General features: G+C 72.0%; 16 protein-coding genes. 14 read left to right on the forward strand and 2 right to left on the reverse strand.

The annotated features are described in order from the left end of the window. Positions 1-1,275 precede the first annotated feature (1,275 nt). The 4 genes from ACIA8R_RS51765 to ACIA8R_RS51780 all read left to right on the forward strand — a co-directional run bounded on the left by ACIA8R_RS51765 (position 1,276) and on the right by ACIA8R_RS51780 (position 4,411). Complete coding sequence (locus ACIA8R_RS51765; RefSeq protein ID WP_397045491.1) at positions 1,276-2,088, forward strand: alpha/beta fold hydrolase; 813 nt, start codon at positions 1,276-1,278, stop codon at positions 2,086-2,088. A gap of 51 nt (positions 2,089-2,139) precedes the next feature. Continuing rightward, positions 2,140-2,415, forward strand: coding sequence for a hypothetical protein (locus ACIA8R_RS51770; RefSeq protein ID WP_397045493.1), 276 nt, complete (start codon positions 2,140-2,142; stop codon positions 2,413-2,415). Positions 2,416-2,747: 332 nt separating this feature from the next. Beyond that, positions 2,748-2,990 (forward strand): hypothetical protein, encoded by a 243-nt coding sequence (locus tag ACIA8R_RS51775; RefSeq protein WP_397045495.1) that lies wholly within the window; start codon positions 2,748-2,750, stop codon positions 2,988-2,990. A gap of 155 nt (positions 2,991-3,145) precedes the next feature. Continuing rightward, positions 3,146-4,411 (forward strand): WD40 repeat domain-containing protein, encoded by a 1,266-nt coding sequence (locus ACIA8R_RS51780; RefSeq protein ID WP_397045497.1) that lies wholly within the window; start codon positions 3,146-3,148, stop codon positions 4,409-4,411. A 978-nt stretch (positions 4,412-5,389) separates the two neighbouring features. Here the strand turns inward: ACIA8R_RS51780 and ACIA8R_RS51785 are convergent. Beyond that, the gene (locus ACIA8R_RS51785) at positions 5,390-6,115 is read right to left on the reverse strand and encodes an alpha/beta fold hydrolase (protein ID WP_397045499.1); all 726 of its coding nucleotides are present in this window, start codon (positions 6,113-6,115) and stop codon (positions 5,390-5,392) included. Between the two features lie 138 nt (positions 6,116-6,253). Between ACIA8R_RS51785 and ACIA8R_RS51790 the strand changes: the two genes are divergently transcribed. Continuing rightward, positions 6,254-7,078, forward strand: coding sequence for a helix-turn-helix transcriptional regulator (locus ACIA8R_RS51790; RefSeq protein ID WP_357700213.1), 825 nt, complete (start codon positions 6,254-6,256; stop codon positions 7,076-7,078). A gap of 97 nt (positions 7,079-7,175) precedes the next feature. Here ACIA8R_RS51790 and ACIA8R_RS51795 read toward each other — a convergent pair whose 3' ends face one another. Further along, positions 7,176-7,949 carry an IclR family transcriptional regulator gene (locus tag ACIA8R_RS51795; RefSeq protein WP_357700211.1) on the reverse strand — a complete coding sequence of 258 codons (774 nt, stop codon included), beginning with the start codon at positions 7,947-7,949 and terminating at the stop codon, positions 7,176-7,178. 126 nt (positions 7,950-8,075) lie between these two features. Here ACIA8R_RS51795 and ACIA8R_RS51800 point away from each other — a divergent pair, with 126 nt between their 5' ends. From ACIA8R_RS51800 to ACIA8R_RS51840, 9 genes are read left to right on the forward strand one after another with little or no spacing between them, the layout of a single operon-like run. After that, the gene (locus tag ACIA8R_RS51800; protein ID WP_364099012.1) at positions 8,076-9,050 is read left to right on the forward strand and encodes an ABC transporter substrate-binding protein; all 975 of its coding nucleotides are present in this window, start codon (positions 8,076-8,078) and stop codon (positions 9,048-9,050) included. Further along, positions 9,043-10,038, forward strand: coding sequence for an ABC transporter substrate-binding protein (locus ACIA8R_RS51805; protein WP_397045502.1), 996 nt, complete (start codon positions 9,043-9,045; stop codon positions 10,036-10,038). Before ACIA8R_RS51800 ends, ACIA8R_RS51805 begins: the two co-directional genes overlap by 8 nt. After that, positions 10,035-10,874 (forward strand): ABC transporter permease subunit, encoded by an 840-nt coding sequence (locus ACIA8R_RS51810; protein WP_357700205.1) that lies wholly within the window; start codon positions 10,035-10,037, stop codon positions 10,872-10,874. The genes ACIA8R_RS51805 and ACIA8R_RS51810 overlap by 4 nt, the downstream gene beginning before the upstream one ends. Next, positions 10,871-11,581 (forward strand): ABC transporter ATP-binding protein, encoded by a 711-nt coding sequence (locus ACIA8R_RS51815; protein WP_397045504.1) that lies wholly within the window; start codon positions 10,871-10,873, stop codon positions 11,579-11,581. Before ACIA8R_RS51810 ends, ACIA8R_RS51815 begins: the two co-directional genes overlap by 4 nt. 20 nt (positions 11,582-11,601) lie before the next feature. Next, positions 11,602-13,086 carry a hypothetical protein gene (locus ACIA8R_RS51820; protein WP_397045506.1) on the forward strand — a complete coding sequence of 495 codons (1,485 nt, stop codon included), beginning with the start codon at positions 11,602-11,604 and terminating at the stop codon, positions 13,084-13,086. A gap of 1 nt (position 13,087) precedes the next feature. Further along, a complete protein-coding gene (gene ssuE, locus ACIA8R_RS51825; protein WP_397045508.1) occupies positions 13,088-13,585 on the forward strand; it encodes an NADPH-dependent FMN reductase in 498 nt (165 codons plus the stop codon). Next, positions 13,582-14,370: an LLM class flavin-dependent oxidoreductase gene (locus tag ACIA8R_RS51830; protein WP_397045510.1), complete on the forward strand. Its 789-nt coding sequence runs from the start codon at positions 13,582-13,584 to the stop codon at positions 14,368-14,370. Before ssuE ends, ACIA8R_RS51830 begins: the two co-directional genes overlap by 4 nt. Then, on the forward strand, positions 14,360-15,457 hold the full coding sequence (locus ACIA8R_RS51835) for an LLM class flavin-dependent oxidoreductase (protein ID WP_352356221.1): 1,098 nt from the start codon (positions 14,360-14,362) through the stop codon (positions 15,455-15,457). Before ACIA8R_RS51830 ends, ACIA8R_RS51835 begins: the two co-directional genes overlap by 11 nt. Further along, positions 15,457-16,338 carry an ABC transporter substrate-binding protein gene (locus ACIA8R_RS51840; protein ID WP_397045512.1) on the forward strand — a complete coding sequence of 294 codons (882 nt, stop codon included), beginning with the start codon at positions 15,457-15,459 and terminating at the stop codon, positions 16,336-16,338. The genes ACIA8R_RS51835 and ACIA8R_RS51840 overlap by 1 nt, the downstream gene beginning before the upstream one ends. Positions 16,339-16,347 lie beyond the last annotated feature (9 nt).

Genomic DNA, 16,347 nt, shown 5'->3' on the forward strand with positions numbered 1-16,347 from the left:
GCTCCCACTCCGCGTTGGTTAAGTCACCTCGACCCATAGGTCAATCGTGACGACGCAGGCACGATCAGTCAGCAGATCTAAGAAACAGCTCCTAGCGGCCAGCTCCCCCCGACGGCGGCACCTAAGGCCACGCCCTGAACACCGCCGGCCGACGCCGAGCGCATCACAGGCGCCCACCTCGACAGTGAGATCGAGGCGGAGCGGGCCCCCGAGGTGACGGCGTGGTGCCTCCGGGCTGTCGCCGAGTACCTTGCACCCGCCTTTGACCCGGTCGCAGCCGACGTCGATGGGTTCCAGCAGCGCACCTGACCGCCCTGCCGCATCCTCAGATTCATACCTACCGAACATGGGGTGCCACCGGAATACGGCAGAAACGGGCCGCAGTCAGTCGGATCCGCAGGTCGGACAGTGAGGCCGAGGGCTGGGTTTCGGCCGTGGATGACCTTGCCCAGCCTGGGGCCGGATTGCGATCGGCATGGCTACCGACGCGCCGGCCTGCGGAGATGTCGTTCGATTGACCTGACAGAGCTCCAAGTATGTGCCCTACCTTCCCTCCGCTTGTTTGGTCCAGTAGGCGAGTTCGTGCCGGGCGGCCAGGGTGCCGGGGTGCTCGGGGCCGAGGTGTGCGGTGCGGTGCTCGCACAGCTGCAGAGCCAGAGCGAGGACGGAGCGATGGTCACCGGCGGCGCCGAGATACCGGCAGATTTCGAGCAGGCTGTCGGAGCCGGGCGGCAGGACAGTGAGGGCGTGCGGCAGCAGCCGCCGATAGTCAGGCCAAGCTCCAGGGGCCCATGGCTCGTCGGGACCTTCAGCGAAGGCTCACCCGGACTGCCGCACCTCGAGGCGAGGCTGGCTGCGGAGGAAGTTGCTACGCGTCCTTGCCGGGCTGGGCGCGAGTGGCGCGCTGCACAGGGGGTTGATCGCCCTTGTATTCGTCGCTACCGAGCAGGTCGGCTTCGTTGACGTGACGGGCCACTCCCCCGATGAGCGGCCGGCCTCCACCAGCCCGCTACGCGTGCTCTTCCCATGGCCTCACACCCCCACGCCTTGCCGGACGCCCGCTCCGCGGCCCCCAGACCAGGGCGAATTCAATCCGGAAACTCCTGAAACTCAACATCAGCACGCTGGGCATCGGCTCCCCGTACGGGTCCGGCGTCACCGGTAGTTCTACGGAATACGCCGGTCACCAGGGACGGCACGCTGGGAGACATGCAAAACGTGAACATTTGGAGTGAAGAGTTCGGCGCCGAGACCGACGCGCCAATCCTGTTGATCATGGGTTCGATGTCGCAGGGCATCCTGTGGCCGGACGAGTTCGTCGGCCGACTGACCGCCGGGGGCCGCAGGGTGATCCGCTACGACCACCGCGACACCGGCATGTCGGGCACCGTCGACTTCGCGGCCGAGCCGTACACCTGGGACGACATCAAGAACGACGTCTACCGCGTGCTGGACGCCCACGGCTTGGACAGCGCGCACCTGGTGGGCCACTCGGCGGGCGGGCTGCTCGGCCAGCTCATCGCGGTGGAGGCGCCGGAGCGGGTGCGCTCGCTGACCGTCATCGCCTCCTCGCCACTCGGCGGCGGAGAGGGCCAGGTGCTCATGCGGGCCCTGACGGGGCAGCCGCAGCCCGAGGGCAGCCTGCCGGAGCCGGCGCCGGAGTTCGTGGAATTCTTCCGCGCGCTGATGGCCGCCCCGCCGCCGCAGGACCGGCGCGCGCTGATCAACGGCATGATCGCCGAGCAGCGCGTGCTGCACGGCACCGGGCTGCCGTTCGACGAGGACGCGGCCCGCCGGCTGCAGGAACGCATCTACGACCGGGCCCGCGACCTGTCGGCGGTGGCCAACCACCGGCTGGCCGCAGCGGCCGGCCCCGACTTCGAGCCGGTGGGCGTGCTCCACCGGGTGAAGGCGCCCACGCTGGTCATCGAGGGCAGCCACGAGCCGGTCAAACCGGGTCACGGCGCCATCATCGCCGAGCAGATCCCGGGGGCGCGGCTGACGATCGTGGCAGGCATGGGGCACACGCTGCCGCTGGAGATCCACCAGGAGCTGGCCGACGCGATCCTCACGCACACGGCCGAGTGAGGAAGCTCCTCTGTCCAGCTCAACCGCTCCACCTATGCCAACGACAATCCTTTGCCCCTCACCGACCCCGACGGCCACAAGACGACCAAGCCAAAGAAGACTCAGTACGACAAATGCAGGAAGAACCTCAACAAGAAGGGCTTCGAGAAGTGTGTGTTCGGGACGAAGAAAACGACACAGCAGTGCGAGAAGGATGCCGTCCACAGGTGTGTGAGGAGTATCGGCACAACGGCAACAGATGCGATGGCGCCGACCCGGTTTACGAGAAGTGCCGGGCCGGCGGGACATGACGCTCCGCCTGCATCGAAGGAAATGTCGTGTACGTGACATGCCGCAACCTGTACACCAAGGGCGAGGACGGCTCGAACGAAATAGCTGGGCGCCGTCGGGGCGGACTGGCTACAAGCAGTCGGCCCCCGTCTGGCCAACTGCCATGTCCGAGGAGGCGATCCGAAGACCCGCTTCGGAGGAGGGCTCACTCACCTCGAATGCATCGTGGAAACCGGAAGGGTCCAAGGATGCGCGAAACTGCACGCCGACGAGTGCATTCTCCACCCGAAGCGGGCTGGATATGACGACAGGCCGATCGAGACCTGCCTCAAGAACCCCAAGCACAAGTACGAGGAGCACTGCTACCAGAGCTACTCCCCCACGCAGATATGGATAAGAAGAAGGTACTGCGGGACAAGCAGCCTGGCTCGGTCAACGGTGTCTGTGGGACCATTGACGTGGTCAGTGGATTCCCGTGGGTCGATAAGATTCCTGTGGTCGGACAGTACAAGGGCGTGGTCGGCGACATCTGCAAAGGGTTGTCCACCATAGAGAACATCCTGCTCGACCATGGCGTCAGCTGGGAGAACAAGAAATGGGACCAGCTGCGCAAGAGCAACCCGGGCGAGTAAGTCACCCTCACGTTCGACGTGACCAACTTCCCGATCCTGCGGTCGATGGACCTGAGCCCCGCCCCGACTACTTGCAGATGGCGCGAGGAATGACGAATCAACGTGCTGCACGCGGTGGGCCGTGGTCAGGTCTTGGCCTGATCCTGCTGACAGGCGTGCTGCTGGTAGCGCTGGCCTGGGTGGTGGCCGACGGGCGTGAGAGCGCCAGGATCGCCACCGCCAGGGACCTGGCCCTGCAAGGGGTGAGGCTGCGTGATGTCGATGACCTGGCCGCGCGGCTCGTGGGCGCGGCCGCGGTCGAGCTGCACGCCGATGCCGGTACGCGGGCCGCGCTGACCGGCACGTTGCTCGCCGGGCGTCAGGGCAATCTGCCGGGCGCGAGCGACGTGCGGGACCTCGCGCTGTCGGCCGACGGGCGGATCGCGCTGTCGGCGGACGCGCACGAGCGCGTCGTCCGGTGGGAGCTGGCGCCTCAGGGTCTTCCCGGGCGGGGCCTGCTGGTGACCGCGTCGAGCACGTTGCAGGATCGCCTGGACGCCTCCGCGGTGGCGCTCACCGCTGATGGCCGCACCGGCCTGATCGGTGGTCGCGACGGTTCGGTGCGCGTGTGGGCGATGGGCGGTCATTCCCGCTCGCGCACGGTCGTGGCGGGTGATGGCGTGCGGCCGGTGAGCGCGGTGGCGCTGTCGCGGGACGGCGGGAGGGCCGTGGCGGGCTTCGACGGCGGCGGGGTCGTCTTCTGGGACGCGGCCGGCGGGCAGCTCCGGCGGCCGTCGGCGGTGCACGCGTCGGCGGTGTTGTCGGCGGGGTTGAGCGCCGATGGGCGCAGGGCGTTGACGGTCAGCGAGGACAAGGCGGTGGTGTGGGACCTGGCCGATCCGGCGCGTCCGGTTCAGGCGGGGGTGCTGACCCGGCCGGGTGTGCCGTGGGGGGCGGGTGCGCTGAGCGCCGATGGGCGTACGGCGGTGACGGGGAATCAGGTGTGGGACGTGGGCGATCCGGCCAGGCCGCGGCGGCTGGCGACGTTGCCGGGGGTGCGGAGCCTGATGATCGGCGTGGCGTTGACGTCCGACGGGAGTGGCGCCGTGACGGGCGAGGACGGCGGCAGGGTCGGCTGGTGGGGGTTGCGTGACCGGCTGCGTCCGGTGCTGCTGGCCGAGTTGCCCGGGCCGCCGGGCCCGGTGGGCGCGGTGGCGTTGAGCGCCGACGGCGGGGTGGCCATGAGCGCGGCGGCCGGGTGGGGGGTGATGTCGTGGCAGGTCGGCGGGATCAGCGATGATCCTCTGCGTGACGTCTGCGCCGACTCGGCCTTGCGTGCTCTCCGGGTGACTCCGGAGACGTGGGCGAAGATCGCCGGTGGCGTGGGCTGGCCGGATGGACTTGGCGATCCAGGCCCCCACAACCCATGTCCTGCGCTCTGATCATGAGGAAACACCGAGAATGCGAGTAGTCAGGACGTGCTGGAAGGGGGCGTAGGAGCTCCATTTCTTGAGGGGTGTCACCCGTGGGGACGACTGTGGAATGCCGCCACAGCGCTCGGCGTGATCGTGACGGTGATGGGCTGTGGTGCCAGCACAACCTCCCCAGGAGCGCCTTCACCGTGCCTTTCCGGCCGTACGTGCCACAGCGGCCCAGCACTGCGATCTGCCCAGCGATGCAGATATCCCCAGCCCGGATTCTCGGCGGCCAGGCGCAGCACCAGAGTGCGGATGGCAGGTCGGGATCGGTGGCCGTCCCGGCCCGTGCTTAGGTAGGTCCAACGTCGCCTCACCAGGTCGGCGTGCCAGCGCAGGAGCGTCCGCGGGGCGACGAACAGGTGACTTCGGCGGCGTCGGTACAGGAGTCGCGCGAGCGCGGAAATGATGGCCCGGTCCGCCCACGACAGCCGGGGCACGGCGACCTTGCGCCGGAGAACAGCCAACTGACGCCGCGACACCAGGATCTCTGCGTCCTTGGACGCCTGTGATCGCGCAGGCAGCGCGATCGCCTCCGAACCGGCTCTTCCTCACGCCGCAGTTCCTGGGACCCGACCACCCCGTGCAACCGAACTCCGCGTACCGGCGCTTGGGAACGGCCTTGAGCAGCCAGAGCTCGTTCTCGTCATGACCGGGTTCGAACTGCACCACGCGTGCGCCCGGGTCGGTGGAGGCGTTCGCGACTGCCAGAACCTTGCCCGAGTGCTTGGCGATGTGCCGCCTTGTCTCCATAAGAGACGATTGCGCACGGGAGATCACCCTTCGACCGTGACCGCTTTCGGACAGGGTTTCCGACCGCACCTGGTCGTACCACCACTGGAACAGCTCGGCGCCTCGGCGACGAGTCCGGCCCCTCCCCCGCACTCCAGCCGATGTCGCCGCCGGGCGCGGCGACACGATCCCGGTCCGACCCGGGCCACCGGGTCACGCGAGCTTGAGCAGCAGTTCGGTGAGCTCGTCCGGCATGGTGATCATGCAGTCGTGGCCCGTCGGCAGCTCCCACACCTGTGCGGGGCTGCCGTTGGGCTGCGTCGCCGGGACGGGCCGCCGCGTGATGCCCTCCGGCACGCCCGCGACGCAGTGGATGTGCGTCCGCGGGATCGCGTGCGTGACGGGGTTGTCCAGCCGGACCGGCTGCTGGAGGCAGAGCGCCGGCTGGTCCGACAGCATCGCCCGCAGCCAGGCCACGTCCGCCGGGTCGGTGACCCCGAACAGGCCCAGGGGCGGCGGCAGCTCGGGCATCGGCGGGATCCGCCAGCCGGTCCCGGACTGCGCGGCGCGGTCGATGAGGGCCTGGGTGACGGGCTGCACGTCCACCGCGCTCTCGCCGTCCTCCGGGACCATCGCGTCGAGGTAGACCAGGTGGGCGATGCGTTCCGGGATGCGGTTGGCGACCGAGGAGATGACCAGCCCGGCGTAGCTGTGGCCGACCAGGATCACGTCGATGAGGTCGTTCGCGGTGATCAGCTCGACGATGTCGCCGGCGTGGGTGTCCAGTCCCACCTCGGGGCCGAGCAGATGGGCCTTGTCACCGAGGCCGGTCAGCGACGGCGCGGCCGCCTGATGCCCGGCCGAGGTCAGGAGCGGGACCACCCGCTCCCAGCATCGTCCGCTGTGCCAGGCCCCGTGTACCAGCACGTACGTTGACATGTGCGGCTCCTTGCTCATCAAAGGGGTGTTCGTTCCCGAGTGAGGTTTCCGCTCGTCCGCCGGCGCAGCCAGAGCCCTCACGATCCTGGGGGTGAGGGGGCCAGGCACGCGCCGAGGTGCGCCGTTACCGTGGGGCGCATGGGCGGCGAATCCAACCTTCTGGGCGAATACGTACGCGCCCGCCGGGAGCTCGTCACTCCTGAGCAGGCCGGCATCCCTTCCGTGGGCGTACGGCGGGTGCCGGGCCTGCGCCGGGAGGAGGTCGCGATGCTCGCCGGCATCAGCGCCGACTACTACCTGCGCCTGGAGCAGGGCCGCGACCGCAACCCGTCCGCGCAGGTGCTGGTGTCCCTCGCGCGCGTGCTGCGGCTCGACGACGACGCGACGGCCTATCTGCTGCGCCTCGGGGCGGGCGATCCCCGGCGGCGACGGCGGCGGCCCCGCAAGGAGAGCGTTCCCACGGGCATCGCCAAGCTCGTCGCCGCGCTCGCGCTGCCCGCGTACGTGGAGGGCCGCTCCTTCGACGTCCTGGCCGCCAACGCGCCGGCGACCACCCTGTCGCCGCGGCTCGCGGCGGGGCGCAACCGCCTGCGGGACGTGTTCCTCGACCCCGCCGAGCAGGCTCTCTACCCGGACTGGGAGAACGCCGCGCAGGGCATGGTCGCCGGCTTCCGCAAGTCCGTCGGCGCCGACATCGACGATCCCCGGTTCGTCGAACTCGTCGGCGAGCTCTCCCTCGCCAGCCCGCTGTTCAGCAGGCTCTGGGCCCGTCACGACGTGAACACGTGCGAAGGCGCGGCCAAGCGCCTCGACCATCCCCAGGTCGGTGAGCTGTGGCTGAACCGGGAGAGGCTGGGCGTGAGCGGCGCGGCGGGCCAGACGCTCATCGTCCTGCACCCGGACCCCGGCACCGGCAGCGCCGAGAAGCTGGCGCTCCTCGCCTCCGTCACGCCTTCCCCGTAAATCACCCAGGGGCTCGCCGACCGGCTCGGCCGCGCGCATCCGCCGCTGGAGTTCGGCCTGCGCGTCACCACCGCCGGCCGGCGCCGCCTGCCGTGACTCAGGCGGAGGGGCGCAGGCGGCGCTCGGCCGGTGGGATCAGCAGCACCTCCAGCGCGCGGGCGCAGGCCCGCGCGTGCGCGGCGAACCAGTCGATCCGCGCGTCGCTGATGACCAGCGGCGTGGAGCGCACGGCCAGCGCGTAGCGGACGTGGTTGTGCCGGTCGAGCACCGGCACCGCGACGGTGCGGATGCCGTCGCCCGACTCCCCGTCGTTGAGCGCATACCCCGACTCGCGCACGCGGACCAGCTCCTCGCGCAGTTCGGCGTGGTCCACGATGGTGCGGCCGGTCAGCGCCGGCAGCGGGCCGAGCGCCTCCAGGTCGGCGCTGCCCTCCGGGTCCCAGGCCAGCAGCACCTTGCCCAGAGCCGTGGAGTGCAGGGGGCGGCGCAGCCCGGCGCCGCTGTCGGGGTTGAGCGAGCCGCCGCTCAGGATGACCGCGTGCCGGTCGTTGCGGACGGCCAGGTCCACGGTGGCGGAGGTGATGCGGGCCAGCTCGGCCAGTTCGGGGGTGATGCGGTGCAGGCCGCGCCGGTGGAAGGAGAGCTGCCCCAGCTCCGTGATGGACGGCCCCAGCCGGTAGCGGCCGGTGCGCGCCTCCTGCTCCAGGAAGCCCGTGGCGGCCAGCGTCCTGGCCAGGCGGTGGGTGGTCGAGGTGGACAGCCCCATCCTGCGCGCCAGGTCGGACAGGCCGAGCGAGGCGTCACCGCCCCCGAAGCAGCCGAGCAGGCCGATCGCCCTGCGCACCGACTGGACGCTGTCGTCTGTTGCCATGCGGGAAACTCCGTCTTCCGAGTAGGGAGATCGGGGACCAGGTGGAAGCCGGTCCAGCCGGGAACGCTTCCCGCATCGCGGGACAATCTTTGCATTCCCTACCAATTTACAAGCAAACTCTGGCCCATGACCACAGCCGCACTCGACGCCATCTGGTTCACCCGCTGTCCCGTCCCCACCGCCACAGGCATCGCGGCCGACCAGGGCTGGCTGGCGGGAGAGTTCGCCGGCGACGGGATCGAGGTCCGCTCGCTGCAGGACGACGACCCCGGCGTGCCCCGCGAGACCCACTACACCCACGCTCTGACCGGCCTGTTCCGCGAGGGCGGCAACGTACCGGCGCTGTGGGCGCGCTCGCGCGGCGAGGCGACCAGGCTCATCGGGCTCACCTGGATCGAGGAGCGGCAGGTCGTGCTGGTGCGCGGCGGCACCGCCCTGGAGAGCCCCGAGCAGCTCAAGGGCCTGCGGCTGGCGGCGCCCCGGCACCGCATCGCCATCGACTTCTGGCGGGCCATGGCCCTGCGCGGCTTCCACGGCGCGCTCTCCCTGGCCGGGCTCGGGCTCGGTGACGCCGAACTGGTGGACGTCGAGGCCGAGCCAGACGGCGGCCAGTGGGAGGCGGAGCTGGCCGCGCTGGCCGCCGGCCGGGTGGACGCGGTCTACGTCAAGGGCGCGCTCGCCGTCGAGGCCGCCCTGCGCCACGGCGCGGAGGTGGGCATCGACCTGGACGCCGTGCCGGACCGGCGCGCGCGGATCAACAACGGCACCCCCCGCCCGATCACCGTCCACCAGCGCCTGCTGGACGAGCATCCGCAGGTGGTCACCCGCTTCCTGGCCGTCCTGCTGCGCGCCGCGGACTGGGCCGCCGCGCACCCGTCCGAGGTGGCCAGGATCCTGGGCGCGGAGACCGGCGCCGGCGCGACCGGCGTGGCCGCGGCCTACCGCCCCGGCGCCTCGCTCCACCTCGACCTGTCCGCCGAACGCCTCGACCTGCTGGCCGAGCAGGAGCGCTTCCTGCGCGGCCACGGCTTCCTCGAATCACCCGTGGACGTCGCCGCCTGGGCCGACCACACCCCGCTCCAAGGAGTCACCCATGCGTAAGCTGCTGCTCGCCCTTCCGCTCGCCCTCCTGGCCACGGCCTGCGGCGGCCCGGACACCACCACCACCGCCGCCGGCCAGGAGCAGGTCGTCGTGCGCATCTCCGACCCCGGCAACAGCGGCTTCCTGGCCGTCGCGAAGAAGGACGGCAGCCTGGACGCGGCCCTGGCCAAGGTCAACGCCCAGGTCAAGTGGGCCGGGGACTTCTCCGTGTTCGCCCCGGCCGCCCAGGCCATCAACGCGGGCTCGCTCGACATCGCCACCGGCTCGATCACCTCCGGCGTCACCGCGCTGGCCGTCAAGCCCAGTTTCAAGATCTTCGCCACCGTCCCGCCCGACCTGGCCGGGGAGGGCATCGTGGTGAAGAAGGACTCGCCGATCAGGTCCGTGGCCGATCTGGCCGGGCGCAGCGTGGCCGTCGGGCACGGCGGCACCAGCGAGTACCTGCTGCTCAAGGCATTGCAGACGTTCGACGTGCCGGTCGAGAAGGTCAAGCGGGTCTATCTGCCGCCGCCGCAGACCGCGCCGGTCTTCGGCTCGGGCGAGGTGGACGCCTGGTCCACCTTCTCCACCTTCCTCATCCCCGCCGTCACCCAACTGGGCGCGCGCGTCCTGGCCGACGGCGAGGCGATCAAGTCGGACAACTACGTGATCTACGTGGCCGCCAACAAGCTGCTGCAGGAGCATCCCGAAGTGGTCAAGGCGCTGTTCGCGTTCATCAAGGAGGGCAGCGCCAAGGAGATCGCCGATCCGGCGGCGTACCTGAACGTCTTCACCCAGACCGGCCCGCAGGCCGTGCAGGGCGAGCAGAAGGAGCTCGTGGTCGGCATCCAGAAGAAGGGCAGGCCCGTCCAGGCGGTCACCGCCGCCGAAATCACGAAATATCAGGACGTGGCGAGGTTCTTCCTCGACCAGAAGGTGCTCACCGCGCCGCTGGACGTCTCCCAGCACGTCGTGGACGTGAACACGCTCGGGAGCGCGCGGTCATGAGCGTGGCCACTCACGCGGAGGCCGGCGTCGAAGGGCTCGTCGCGCCACAGCCGCCGCGCTCGTCCGGCCGCCATCCGGCCGTCACGCTCGCGCTGCGCGCCACCGGCCCCGTCCTGCTGCTCGCCGCCTGGTACGCGGCCACCGCCACCGGCGCCCTCACCCAGGACGTGCTCGCCGGCCCTCAGGACGTCGTCGACACCTTCGGCGAGCTGTGGGCCGACGGCCAGCTCCCCGAGGCGCTGCGCGTGTCGGTCACCAGGGCCGGGCTCGGCCTGCTGCTGGGCGCCTCCACGGGGCTGGCGCTGGGCGTCGTCTCCGGCTTCACCCGGCTCGGCGAGGAGCTCGTCGACTCCTCGATGCAGGCCCTGCGCGCCATCCCGTTCCTGGCGCTGACCTCGCTGTTCATCGTCTGGTTCGGGATCGAGGAGGCGTCCAAGATCCTGCTGATCGGGGTGGCCTGCACGTTCCCCATGTACATCAACGTCTCCAGCGGGGTGCGCAACGTGGACCGCAAGGTCGTCGAGGCGGCCCGCTCGTTCGGACTGGGCCGGCTGGCCGTCGCCCGCGAGGTCGTGCTGCCGGGCGCGCTGCCGTCGATCTTCGCCGGGCTGCGGTTGTCCACCACGCTCAGCGTGATCGCGCTCATCGCCGCCGAGGAGATCAACGTGACGGCCGGGCTCGGCTACCTCATGGCCCGGGCCACCGACTACCTGCGCACCGACATCCTCGCTCTGTGCGTGCTGCTGTACGCGGTGATCGGGCTCGCCGCCGACCTGGCCCTGCGGCTGGCCGAGCGGGTCACGATGCCCTGGCGCAGGGCGGTGACGATCCGATGAGCCTCGCCGTACGCACCCGGGGGCTGCGCAAGGTCTTCGGCGAGCGGGCCGTGCTCGACGGGGTGGACCTGGACGTGCGGCGCGGCGAGTTCCTGGCGCTGCTCGGCGCGAGCGGCACCGGCAAGACCACGCTCCTGCGCATCCTGGCCGGGCTGGACGCGGCCGGCGGCGGCAGCGTGCTGGTGCCGCCGGTGCGCACCGTCGTCTTCCAGGAGCCGCGGCTCGTCCCGTCCAAGCGTGCCCTCGCCAACGTGATCATCGGGCAGGGCCGCGCCGCCCGCGCCAAGGGCCTGGCGGCCCTGGCCGAGGTGGGGCTGAGCAGCCATGCCGACGCCTGGCCCGCGACGCTGTCCGGCGGCGAGGCCCAGCGGGTCGCGCTGGCCAGGGCCCTGGTACGCGAGCCGGAGCTGCTGCTGCTCGACGAGCCGTTCGCCGCGCTGGACGCCCTGACCCGGCTGCACATGCAGGACCTGATCGCCGAGCTGTGCGCCCGGCACCGCCCGGCCGTGGTGCTGGTCACGCATGACGTGGAGGAGGCGATCCTGCTCGCCGACCGGATCGCGGTGCTGCGCGCGGGCACGTTCGTCACCGATGTGCGGGTCGAGCTCGACCGGCCGCGCGACCGCACCGACCCCGACTTCGTCGAGCTGCGCCGCCGGCTCCTCGCCGACCTCGGCGTGGACGCCCCCGCGGGAGCGGCGCCATGACGGCGCCCGGGAGCAGTGCCGTGAGCAGGGCCGTGAGCAGGGCCATGAGCAGGGCCATGACGGCGGCGGGCTGGATCGCCGAGAACGCCGCCGCGCTGACCGGGCTCGCCGACCGGATCTGGGCCTACGCCGAGCCGTCGCTGCGCGAATGGCGCTCGGCGCCGGCCACCGCCGCGCTCCTGCGCGCGCACGGCTTCACGATCGCGTGGGGCACGGCCGGCCTGCCTGCCGCGTTCGTCGCCACCCACGGCGACCGGGGGCCGGTGCTGGGCTTCAACGTCGAGTACGACGCCCTGCCCGGCCTGTCCCAGCGGGCCGGCGCGGCCCGGCACGAGCCGGTCGCGTTCGAGGGCGACGAGTACGCCCCCGCCTACGGCCCCGGCCACGGCTGCGGCCACAACGCCCTGGCGGCGGCGTCGGCAGGCGCGGCCATCGCCGCCGCCACGGCACTGGGGAACCGGGCCACGATCAAGGTGTTCGCGTCCACCGGCGAGGAGCACCTGGTCGGGAAGGCGTACGCGGTGCGCGACGGCGCCTACGACGGGCTGGACGCCTTCCTCGACTGGCACCCCGCCCCCGTAACCGGCACCGGCTGGGACGTCACCAGCGCCCTGTACTCGGCCACGTTCTCCTTCCTCGGCTCGCCCGGCCACGGCTCGAACCCGCTGGGCACCCGCAGCGGCCTGGACGGCGCGCTGCTGCTGACGGAGATGGTCGAGCGCCTGCGCGCCGGCCACGTCTCCCCCTCCGGCCGCGTCAGCTACACGATCAGCGGCGGCGGCGCCCCCAACGTCACCCCCGACCTGCGGACGGTCTGGGTCTATGTCCGCGAGTCCACGGCCGCCGCCGCCAGGACCCTCTACGACCAGGTCGTGACCTGCGCCCACGCCGCCGCCGCCGGCAGCGGGACCCGGCTGGAGCACCGCCTGGTCACCGCCATCCGGCAGGGGCTCGGCAACCGGGCGGGCGCCGAGCTGCTGCACCACACGATGAGCGAGCTGGGGCCGCCGGTGTTCACCGACGCCGACCACGCGTTCGCGCGGCGGCTGCAGGCGGCGATCGGCCGGCCGCCCGCCGGCCTGGCCGGCGAGGTGCTGCCGCTGCGCCCGCCCGCCGGTCCTGACCTCGGCGGCCCGTCCAGCGACACCTCCGAGGTGAGCTGGACGGCGCCGCACCTCAGCCTGGTCGCGGCCGTGGTGCCGCTCGGGGTGCCCCTGCACTCGTGGGCGGCCACCGCGGCGACCGGCACCCCGATCGCACATGCCGGGCTGCTGGCCGCCGCCCGCTACCTGGCCACGGCGGCGGTCACGCTGGTCGAGCAGCCCGAGACGCTCGCGGCGGTCGGCGCGGAGTTCGACTCCCGCGAGCGGGAGCCCGCGCTCCTGCCGGCCGGCGCCGAGCCGCCGTACCACCTTCCGCCGCGCGGCTTCCTCGACGAGACGGGCCAGTCGCCGCGGCCGACCCGGACGCCGCCCGTTTCCGCTGAACCCCTAGGAAAGATCTGACATGTCCGTCCTGCTCATCTCCGGCAGCCCATCGGCCGCCTCGCGTACCGTACGTCTGCTCGACCACCTGGCCGGGCGGCTGGACCGGCCCGCCACCGTACTGCGCCTTCGTGACCTGCCCGCCGAGGCCCTGTTGCGCGGTGACATCGCCCATCCCGAGCTGGCCCACGCCACCGCGCAGGTGGCCGCGGCCGACACGATCGTCGTCGCCACCCCGATCTACAAGGCGTCCTACACCGGCCTGCTGAAGGCGTTCCTGGACGTCCTGCCGCAGGGCGCGTTCGCCGGCAAGACGGTGGTGCCGATCGCCACCGGCGGCACCCCGGGCCACCTGCTGGCCGTGGACTACGCCCTGCGCCCGGTGCTGAGCGTGCTCGGCGCGCGGCACGTCACGCGCGGCCTGTTCGTGCTGGACAGCCAGATCGAGCCGCTGGCCGGGGAGCTGCTCCCGCGCATCGACGCCCTGCTGGAAGAGGTCCCGCTGGGGGCGGCGGCATGACGGCGCACCGCACCGGCCGCTTCCACCTGGCCCTGCCCACCCGGAGCCCCGCCCCCACCCCGTTGCCGGGCTTCGTCACCGACGTGCGGCCGGCGCTCACCGACCTCGCCGGGCGGGCCGCCGTGGCCGCGGACCTGTCCGGGTGGGCGGGCGCGCTCTCGCCCTTCGACCCCGCCGGCCAGGAATCTCTCGCCGTCGCCGCCAACGCCCTGCGCCGCACCCGCCACCTGCGGGTCGTGGCCGAGTTCCACCCGGCCGTGGCCACCCCGGTCTACGCGGCCAAGCTCTCGGCGTCCCTGCAGCGTTTCTCCGCCGGACGGCTCGGCTGGCGGCTCGCGGTGGATCTGGACCCGGCCGTGGCCAGGGCGCAGGGCGACTTCCTGACCGGCGCCGCCCGGTTCGCCCGCGCCGACGAGTTCCTCACCGTGGCCAAGGGCGTCTGGGGCGGCGGCCCGTTCGACTTCGCCGGGGACTTCTACGAGGTGGTCAAGGGCGGCTTCGGCGCGCCGCTGTCGTCCCCGCCCTTCCCCGAGGTGCACCTGTCGGGCGTCTCGCCCGAGGCCCTGGAGCTGTCGCGCCGCCACGCCGACGTGCACGTCTTCGGGGCCGGTGACGACCTGGCGGCCCTCGTCCCCGAGCTGCCCGGCCTGCGCTACGGCGTGCACCTGCCCACGATCGAGGCCGCCGACGAGTACGCCGCGCTCGGCGTCACCGAGTTCTTCCTCCAGACCGAGGACGTCTACCGCCTCGGCGAGCACGTGAAGGAGCGGTCTGTTGACCGTTGACATCTACTGGCGCATTCACATGGAGGGCGACCAGCCCTCGCTGCGCCGCCGCGTCCGCAGCCGAGGCGGTTTCGCCCCCGGCGGCACCGCCCCCGGCACCAGGGACGGCCGGGACGACGGCTACAGCCACGCCGACTACATGGCCGAGGTCGCCAGGGCCGCCGAGGACAGCGGCTTCACCGGCGGGCTGCTGCCGAACTTCCCGCACACCGACGACCCGTGGGCCGCCGCCGCGACGCTGGCCCGCGAGACCACGTCGTACCGCTTCATGGTGGCCTTCCAGCCCGGCTTCCTGCACCCCGTCCAGGCCGCCCGGATGACGGCCACGCTGCAACGGGCCACCGGCGGCCGGATCGTCTACAACGTCATCTCCGGCGGCGGCGGCCCGGCGCAGCTGTGGTGGGGCGACAAGGTGGACCACGACGACCGCTACGCCCGCACCTCGGAGTTCCTGGACGTGCTCAAGGGAGTCTGGCAGGGCGGGCACACCCACCGTGGCCGCTTCTACCAGGTGGAGAACGCCGGGCTGCCGGAGGAGCTGGCCGGGCAGCCGTTCCCCGAGATCTTCTTCTCCGGCTCCTCCCCCGCCGCCATCGACGCCGCCGGACGGCACGCCGACTACTACCTGTCCTGGCTGGAGCCGTTCGAGGCGCTGGAGGAGAAGTTCGACGCGGTGCGCGCGCACAGTGCCACGCCGCCCCGGTTCGCCGTGCGGGTGGACCTGCTGGCCCGGGAGAGCGAGGAGGAGGCATGGGCGGAGATCGAGGCCGGCTGGCGGGCCCGGCCGCGCGAGAGCGACGCCGGCGAGGGCGACTCCGTCGGCGTGCGACGCAGCCGCGCCTTCCTCGCCGGAGCCGGTGACGACCCCCGCGCCCTGGAGGTCGCCCCCCACGTGTGGGGCGGGTTCAGCCAACTGCGCGACGGCCCGGCCTTCGGCCTGGTCGGCGACTACCACCAGGTCGCCGACCGCCTCGACCGGCTGCTGGACCTCGGGGTGGACGCCCTCATCCTGGCCGGGATCCCCCATCTCGAAGAGGCCCGCCGCGTGGGCCGCCACGTTTTGCCGCTACTGAAAGGACGCTCCTGATGACCACCAAGGTCGGCTTCTTCCCGCAGAACAACACGCTCTGGGTGGCCCGCCACCGCGACCTGCTGCCCGGCGTCGAATGGGTGGACCTGAACGCCCTCGGCCGGGACGAGCGCGTCGATCCCACCCGGGCCCTGCCGTCCGCACACGGCGACCACCTGTTCGACGGCGGATACGACTTCATCGGCACCGGCTCCACGCCCCCGGTCACCGCCCAGGCCAAGGGGCACGACATCGTGTACGTGGCGATCTCGGGGCCACGGGTCGAGAACGGCCGCCTGGTGGTGCGGGACGACTCCCCGATCGGCTCGGTGGCGGAGCTGAAGGGCAGGCGGGTGGCGCTCGGGCACGGCTCCTGGCAGACCACCCTGCTGCTGCTGGCGCTGGAGCGGGCCGGGCTCGGGTGGGGCGACATCGTCCCGGTGGACGCCTACGGCAACGCCGCCGAGCTGCTGGTGAACGGCGACGTGGACGCCTGGGTGGGCTCCTACCCGTACCTGACGCCGGTCGAGTCGCGCACCCGGACGCTGGTGGAGACCGAGGGCCTGTTCAGCCACCGCTCACTCTGGTTCACCCGCCGCGACTTCGCCCAGGAACGGCCGGAGGAGCTGGCCAGGATCGTCACCGCGCTGCAGCGGGCGGACAACTGGACGGAGGAGCACCCGCGCGAGGCCGCGGCCCTGTTCGACGGCGACCTCGACGCGTGGGAGCACGCGCTGCGCACCCGCCCGTGGGGGCTGCACCCGGTCAGCGCGGAGTTCGTCGCCGAGCAGCAGCACGCCGCCGACCTGTTCCACACCAACGGGCTCATCCAGCGGAAGATCACGGTCGCGGACGCCGTCCTCCCCGAGATCGGCGAGCTGGTGACGCGAACCCGGTGACTTCTGTCC

The sequence above is a fragment of the Nonomuraea sp. NPDC051191 genome (genome assembly GCF_044455665.1).
Lineage (GTDB): Bacteria > Actinomycetota > Actinomycetes > Streptosporangiales > Streptosporangiaceae > Nonomuraea.

Excerpts from the sequence above, each read along its gene's own strand:
- ACIA8R_RS51815 (WP_397045504.1), top strand. The coding sequence starts at position 10,871 with ATGAGCCTCGCCGTACGCACCCGGGGGCTGCGCAAGGTCTTCGGCGAG.
- ACIA8R_RS51785 (WP_397045499.1), bottom strand. The coding sequence starts at position 6,115 with ATGTCAACGTACGTGCTGGTACACGGGGCCTGGCACAGCGGACGATGC.
- ACIA8R_RS51810 (WP_357700205.1), top strand. The coding sequence starts at position 10,035 with ATGAGCGTGGCCACTCACGCGGAGGCCGGCGTCGAAGGGCTCGTCGCG.
- ACIA8R_RS51840 (WP_397045512.1), top strand. The coding sequence starts at position 15,457 with ATGACCACCAAGGTCGGCTTCTTCCCGCAGAACAACACGCTCTGGGTG.
- ACIA8R_RS51775 (WP_397045495.1), top strand. The coding sequence starts at position 2,748 with ATGGATAAGAAGAAGGTACTGCGGGACAAGCAGCCTGGCTCGGTCAAC.
- ACIA8R_RS51800 (WP_364099012.1), top strand. The coding sequence starts at position 8,076 with ATGACCACAGCCGCACTCGACGCCATCTGGTTCACCCGCTGTCCCGTC.
- ssuE (WP_397045508.1), top strand. The coding sequence starts at position 13,088 with ATGTCCGTCCTGCTCATCTCCGGCAGCCCATCGGCCGCCTCGCGTACC.
- ACIA8R_RS51830 (WP_397045510.1), top strand. The coding sequence starts at position 13,582 with ATGACGGCGCACCGCACCGGCCGCTTCCACCTGGCCCTGCCCACCCGG.
- ACIA8R_RS51765 (WP_397045491.1), top strand. The coding sequence starts at position 1,276 with ATGGGTTCGATGTCGCAGGGCATCCTGTGGCCGGACGAGTTCGTCGGC.
- ACIA8R_RS51790 (WP_357700213.1), top strand. The coding sequence starts at position 6,254 with ATGGGCGGCGAATCCAACCTTCTGGGCGAATACGTACGCGCCCGCCGG.
- ACIA8R_RS51795 (WP_357700211.1), bottom strand. The coding sequence starts at position 7,949 with ATGGCAACAGACGACAGCGTCCAGTCGGTGCGCAGGGCGATCGGCCTG.
- ACIA8R_RS51805 (WP_397045502.1), top strand. The coding sequence starts at position 9,043 with ATGCGTAAGCTGCTGCTCGCCCTTCCGCTCGCCCTCCTGGCCACGGCC.